Source organism: Micromonospora sp. C97, from assembly GCF_018070385.1.
Taxonomy (GTDB): Bacteria; Actinomycetota; Actinomycetes; order Mycobacteriales; family Micromonosporaceae; genus Micromonospora; species Micromonospora parva.
This window is the reverse complement of record NZ_JAGPXU010000035.1, coordinates 52,778-59,848: the sequence shown is the minus strand read 5'-3', so window position 1 is coordinate 59,848 and position 7,071 is coordinate 52,778. Positions and strand designations below refer to the sequence as shown.

At 69.8% G+C, this 7,071-nt stretch carries 2 protein-coding genes; both read right to left on the bottom strand.

What is annotated here, in order from left to right; genetic code table 11:
* Window positions 1-75: 75 nt before the first annotated feature.
* Entirely contained in the window at window positions 76-5,688 is a 5,613-nt protein-coding gene (locus KBX26_RS29375) for a GH92 family glycosyl hydrolase (RefSeq protein WP_210866880.1), read from the bottom strand.
* A 271-nt stretch (window positions 5,689-5,959) separates the two neighbouring features.
* Window positions 5,960-7,039, bottom strand: coding sequence for a glycoside hydrolase family 19 protein (locus KBX26_RS29370; RefSeq protein WP_210860349.1), 1,080 nt, complete (start codon window positions 7,037-7,039; stop codon window positions 5,960-5,962).
* Window positions 7,040-7,071: the final 32 nt, after the last annotated feature.

Here is a 7,071-nt window from a genome sequence, read left to right as displayed (position 1 = left end):
CCGCCGCGGACAGGGCGCGGGGGCGGCCCGCTCTCTCCCCCCGCCCCACTTTGCTGCGCTGTCTCCGGCTCGGTGCTAGCCGGTGACGGTGAACGGTCGGGACACCTTCGTCGCCGACGTGGCGCCGTTCAGCGTGACGCTGGTCGCGCCCGCCTTCGCCGCACCCGCGACGCTGACCGTCGCGCCGGAGATGACGCCGTCACCGTTCGCGCGCACGGTGCTGACCGCGAGCCCGTCGCCGAGGGTGATGGTGACCGTCTCGTTCGGAGCGAACCCGGAACCGTCGACCATGATCGACGTGCCGCGCGGCCCGGAGGTGGTCAGGAGCGCCACCCTCGGCCGGTAGGTCCGCGCCTGCGCCCGCTCGGTCACCTGGACGGTGGCCGTGGCCGGCGTACGCGAGGACGCGCCCGTCGCGGTGACGGCGTACCGGCCGGGCTCGGCGTCACCGGAGGTCGGCACCGAGGCGCGAACCTTTCCGGTCGCGGAGGCCGCGACCTTCGTGGTCCGACCCGGGTCGGTGCCGACACTGACGGTCACCTGCTCGCCGGCGGCGAAGCCGCTGCCCTCGACGGTGATCGCGCCACCGGTGCTCACGGTGCCGGACGCGGAGAGCGCGATCGCCGGCTGCGACCCGCCCCGGGCCACTGTCACAGTGAAGGACCCGGTGCTGCTCGACAGGGTGTCCCACGCGGTGACGCGCACCGTGTAGGTGCCCTCCCGGGCGTAGGTGTGCGTGCCGCTCATCGCGCCGGACGCGCCGATCGTCACGTCCTGCGGAACGGTGCCGTCACCCCACTGGACGCGAGCCCGGTAGCCCGTCGTACCGGGAACACCGCCGGTCACCGTGCCGAGGTTCGCCGCGAGGGCCTGACCGGCGCTCGCCGTCTGGTCCTTCCCGGCGACGGTCGCCAGCGCCGGGGCGGGCGTGCCGTCGTTGGCCACGGCGAACACGTGGATCCGACCCGCCGAGCGAGGGTCGCCGGTCTGCGTCGGCAGGGTCACCGACACCAACGTCTTGCCCGCCGGAATCTGGTACGGCGCGGTGGCGAACAGGAACGGCTGGGCGCCGTCCCGGCTGGTGCCCTGCAGGCGGTACGCCGTCCGGGCGACGATGATGTTGCCGTAGGACGGGGTGCCGTTGGCGTTGCCGCCCAGCGTCCAGTCGCTGAACTGGATCGGAACGCTGGCCGTGCTGCCGTCGCTGAACGTCGCCATGCCGGTGGTGCTCTGGTTGCCCTGCGTGCCGGCGCCGATGAACGAGATGCTCTTCGCGTCCTGCGGAAGGTCGAGCACGACAGTCGCCCCGTTACCGGTGGCGTTGTCCGGCCGCCCGGCCGGGATCACCGGCACTGTGAACCGCAGTGCGGTTCCGGGGACCTGCTGCGGCTGGCCCTGGGTCACACCGCCGGCCACCAGGGCGGCCCGCGAGTACGCCCACGACTTGGCGTCACAGTCCGCCGCGAGGACCCCTTCGTCACCGATGCAGAGGTTGTCGAACGCGGCGGTGAGACCGGAGGGCGGGACGTACGCCACCTCGACGCCGACCGTCGCGGAGCTCTGGCTCTCGCCGTCGGTCACCGTGACGTTCGCCTGGTGGTAGCCCGGCGTGCTGTAGGTGTGCGACCCATCGATGCGGTAGACGGCCCGCGAGTTCACCGTCACGGTGCCGGCGGTGGCCGGCGTGCCGTCACCCCAGTCGATGGTGGCCTGGTAGCCGTTGGCGTCACCGCCGGTGACGGTGGCCAGCGGCACCGAGACGGGCACGCCGGCGGTCGCGTGCACGCCCTGGGTGGCCGTGACGGTGATGTCGCCGCCCGCGAGGTCGAGGTCACCCCCGGCGAGCAGCTCCACCTCGGCGAGGTTGGTCTGCGCGGCACCGACGGTCTTCGTCACGGCAAGGCGGAACTGCGCGAACCGTCCCGGCTTGTCGATCGAGTACGGGCGGGTCTGGTTGCGCCACGGGAACACCTGGTCCGTGCGGGAGTCCACAGTGGTCCAGGTGAGGCCGTCGTTGGAGCCCTGCAGGCGCCAGTCCGCCGGGTCGCCCGCGCCGGCCCCGGAGGTGACCGTGTAGGACGTCGGCTTCTGCCTGCCACCGCGGAACGCCCAGGTGATCTGGGGGGTCGCCGAGGTGAAGGTCAGCTGCGAGGTGGACGAGTCGTCGAAGAGCTTCGACGCGTCCTGACCGCCGGTGGCGGTCGCGGTGCCGAGACCGGGGCCGGTGACGTCCTGCAACGGCTTCGGCGCCTCGCCACCCTTGGTCAGCGATGGCGGCGCGTCGTTCTTGCCGCTGCCCCACGACGACGGCTTGGGGCCCATCTGGAAGTCGATGGTGCCGCCCTTGGCGAACGCGGACACGTCCAGGGAGAGGCCGCGCTGCTTCTTGCCGTTGACCTTGACGTCCTGCACGTACACGTTCGCGACGCTGTTGTTCGGGGCGTTGACGACGATGTCGCCGCTGCTGCGGTGCACTGTCATTCTGGTGAACTGCGGAGAGCCGATGGTCCACTCGGACGACCCGGCCTGCAGCGGGTAGATGCCCAGCGAGCTGAGGATGTACCAGGACGACATCTCGCCGTTGTCCTCGTCGCCCAGGTAGCCCTGGCCGATCTCGCTGCCGACGTAGAGACGGCGCAGGATCTCCCGGACCGCCTCCTGGGTCTTCGACGGCGCGCCGGCGAAGTTGTACATGTACGGGATGTGGTGCGACGGCTGGTTGCTCATGCCGAGCTGCCCCATCCGTACCGCCCGGGCCTCCACCATCTCGTGGATGATGCCGCCGTAACCGCCGGGGCGGTCGGCGTTCTCCGGGGTGGAGAAGTAGGTGTCGAGCTTGTCGCGCAACGCCTTCTGCCCGCCGAGCAGGTTGGCCAGACCCTGACCGTCCTGCTGCGCGGTGAAGGCGAAGTTCCACCCGTTCGTCTCGGTGTAGACGCCACCCCAGTCCAGTGGGTCGTCGGCACGGAAGGTGCCAGCGGCGTCACGGCCCTGGAAGAGCTTCGTCTTGGAGTCGAACAGGTGAACGTAGTTGCGGGCACGCTCCAGGAAGTAGCGCGACTCCTCCTTGAGCCGGGCGCGCTCCGACTTCGGCGTGGCCGGGTCCTTGGCCAGGGCCGCACCCATGTTGCCGATGCCGTAATCGTTGATGTAGCCCTCCAGCGCCCACGACACCGACTCCGCGGTGGAGGTCGGCGTGTAGCCGAGGAACAGGGAGTTCTCGATGCCCTTACGGCCGACCTCGGGACGCCCGGACGCGACGGTCGCGTCCTTGACGGCGGCGTCGTACGCGGCGAGCGGGTCGGGCAGCTTGACCCCGGTGAGGTACGCCTGGGCCAGGGCCACGTTGGCGCTGGTGCCGGTCATCAGGTCGGAGTAACCGGGCGAGGACCAGCGGGCGATCCAGCCGCCGTCGCGGTAGTGCTGGACGAACCCGTCGGAGATCTTGGCGGCGATGTCCGGGTAGAGCAGCGAGTAGGCGGGCCACACGGTGCGGTAGGTGTCCCAGAAACCGTTGTTGACGTAGATCTGGCCGTCGACGATCTTCGCGCCGGTGTGGGTGGCTGTCGACGTGCCGGTCGGGGCCGATACCGGGCTCGCGTACTGCCAGCGCGGCGCGGCGGCGGTGCCGGTGTTCTCCGACTGCGAGTTCGGGTAGAGGTTCAGCCGGTACAGGTTCGAGTACATCGAGACCAGCTGCGCCTCGGTGGCGCCCCGCACCTCGACGCGGCCCAGCCGGTCCTTCCAGGCGGCGGTGGCGGCGGCGTGGATCTGGTCGAAGCTCTTGCCGGTGACCTCCAAGTCGAGGTTCCTGCGCGCCTGGTCGACGGAGAGGAACGACGTCGCGAGACGCATCGTCACCTCCCGGCTCCTGGTGACGTCGAAGGTGGCGGACGTCGCGGCGCTCGCCGTCGGCGCCCGGTCGAACGCGCCGGAGACGAACATCCGGGTCTGACCGGCCGACAGGCCGCTGGCGTTGTCCACCCAGCCGGTGAACGTGCCGTCCGTGCCGATGGTGAAGGTGCCGTTGTGGAAGACGAGGCTTCCGGTCGCCTGCCCGGCGGGGAAGGTGAACCGCATGATCCCGGCGTGGTCGGTGGGCGACACCTCGGCGATCAGGCCGTTCTCCAGCTTCACCCGGTAGAGGTCCGGCTGCGCGGTCTCGTCGTCGTGGCTGAAGGCGAGGGCGCGGCTGGCGGGATCACCGGTGAGTGACCGGTCGCCGGCGACCGGCATGACCGACATCTGGTTGCGGTCACCCATCCATGGGCTCGGCTCGTGGGAGATCGCGAGGCCCTGCAGCATCGGCAGATTGGCCGCGTTGTTGATCCGGTGGTACTCGTACTCCCAGGAGTCGGAGTCCGCGTCGGTCACCGGGGTGAAGAAGTTGAAGCCGTTCGGCACCGCGGTGATCGGCAGGTTGTTGCCGCGCGAGAAACCGCTCGTCGAGTTGGTGCCCCGTCGGGTGTCGACGTAGTTGGTCAGCTTCGAGCCGTCGATGGACGCCGGGTTGGCCTCCACCTCGACATCGTCGAGCCAGCCCTGGAAGCGGGTCTCCCCGGTGGCCTTGGGGTGGTCGTACGCGAGCAGGATGCGGTCGATCGTCTTGCCGCGCGCGATGGTGCCGAGGTCGGTCTGCACCAGGTTCCACTGGTCGGCGAAGAGTGCCTTCGAGGCAGCCTGACCGGGGCCGGTGAGCAGGTTGCCGTGCTGGTCGACGGGTGAGCGCCCACTCAGGTAGCTGCCGTCGGTGAAGTGCAGGTCGAGCGCGGCGTAGGTGGACGGGTACTGACCGTCCCCATCGGTGAACTCAGGGAAGATCTTGTACGACAGGCGGGTCTTCGGCCCGACCGGGATGTTCACGTCGAAGAGCTTGTTGGTCCCGTACGAGCGGCCACCGGCCAGGGCGCCGCCGGCGTAGCGCAGCGCGGCGAGCCCGGTGAAACCGGCGTCCGGCTTCGTGGTGTACCCGTCGTACGGACCGGCGCTGACCACGCTGACCATGGGCGTGGTCGGCGGGCGGACATCCGAGCCGTCGCTGATGTTCCAGTCGCCGAGCTGCACGAGCGTGTCACCGGAGTTGGCGGTGACGTTCAGCCGGTAGAAGCCGTACGCGGTCGTGTTGGTGAAGCTGTACTTGTTCGTCGCGAAGCGCCCGCGGAACTTCTCGCCGGTGCGCTTGTCCAGGTCGGTCCAGGTGCTGCCGTCGTTCGACCCCTGGATGACGAAGTCCCTGGGGTCTCGCCCTGGTGCGTCGTTGGCGGCGGTCAGCGAGTAGCGGACCACCGTCGTCGGCTTGGCGAGCTGGTAGGTCACCCAACCGGTCTTCGCGAAGGTGAGCCACTTGGTCGACGGCTCCTCGTCGGTGAGGTTAGCGGCGATCTCCCTCGGCAGGTGCTCATCGCTCGCGGTCACGGCGGTGACCTGGCCGAGCTGGCTGCCGGGCAGCGTGGAGACGTTGCCGCTCAGGTTGCCCTGGATCGGCTGTCCGTTCGCGCCGACCTCGACGGTGCCGGTGGCGGGCTTGGGGTCGGCGGACTCGAACGAGGACGCGAAGTCGCCCGGCGTTGCCGGGGTCGCGGCGTTGGCCAGGGGCGCGGCGACGAGCAGGCCCAGCGGTAGCAGGGCGGCTGTCGTCGCCGCGATCAGGCGGGGCGAGCGGGGGCTCGCAAGTGGTCTGTGCGACATGAGGGACGGGGCCTTTCGACTCGAACGGGGTCGAGTACGTCGAACGTCTGGGCAGTGTGGAGCGAATGGGGGTCAGGCCCTGACATCGTTGTCATCAGAGTTCGTGAGCAACAAGATCGGGGCAGTGGACTGCCGCTGATAGTTCCGGGCGCAACACGGCCGTGTCAACGGGTTGACCGGGTCGAAACGGCCACCGCCCGCACCGGGCCCGGCGGCCGACGTGCCGGGCCTCGACGCCGTCCGAGGACGTACGCCGAGGCCCGGGCACGAATCAGCAGTAGAGGTTGGCTCCGGCGGGCACGCCGAGGATGCCGACGAACTGCTGGTACCTGGTGACACGGCTCTGCACCTGGGCGGGGTTTCCGTTGTTGCACTCGATCGAGCCGTTGATGCTGCGGATCGTCTGCCCGAACCCGGCGCCGTTGACCATCGCGTTGTGGGCGGTCATGGTGCCCGGCCCGTTCTGGGTCATCCAGTACCAGATACCGGTCTTCCAGGCCACCGCGGCGTCGGTCTGCACCAGCCACGGGTTGGTCAACAGCGGCAGGTTGAGGGCGTTACCGGCGGCGTTGTAGTTGAAGTTCCAACTGAGCTGGATCGGCCCTCGCCCGTAGTAGGCGGCCTGCCCGGCGGGGCAGCCGTACGACTGGCCGGGATCGCAGTAGTGCGGGTAGTTGGCGGTGTTCTGCTCGACGATGTGCACCAACCCGCCGGTCTCGTGGTACACGTTGGCCAGGAAGGCGGCGGCCTCCTGCCGCTGGACGGTGGCACTGCCGGTGCGCGCGAACGCCGGGTAGGCGCTGAGCGCGGCGACGAGTCCGGAGTACGTGTAGAACGAGTTGCGGCCCGGGAACATCTGGTTGAACTGGGCCTCGGTCACCACGAAGCCGCCCGGGTTGGTGGGCGGCGGGGTGGTCGGGGGCTGGCCGCCGCAGGTGTAGGGCTCCCAGTACCAGGTGCTGACGATCGGGTCGTACCCGGGATTGTCGTGCTCGGCGATGTAGTAGAGACCGTTGGTGTACCGCACGATCGCCCCGGCGGCGTACCAGGTTCCGGCCGTCCAGTTCGGGTAGCTGCAGGTCCCCCCGGTGGGTGGCGTGGTGCCTCCGCCGCACGCTCCGAGGTCCTCCCAGACGCCTGTCGTACCCGGCGGGGCCTCGTTCTGGGTCCACCACTTCGCCCGGTAGTTGCGGCCGTTGTGAGAGACCTGTGCGTCTCCCCAGTAGACGGCCGAGGCCTGCCACGATGCCGAGCAGGCCGCTGCCGACGCGGCGGTGGCTGGGATGACCGCAACCAGTCCACCGGCGACGATCAGTGCCACCAGCGCGACCAGCGCGCGCAGTCTTGTCATGTGATCACTCCTTCCTGGGACCTCACTGGCCG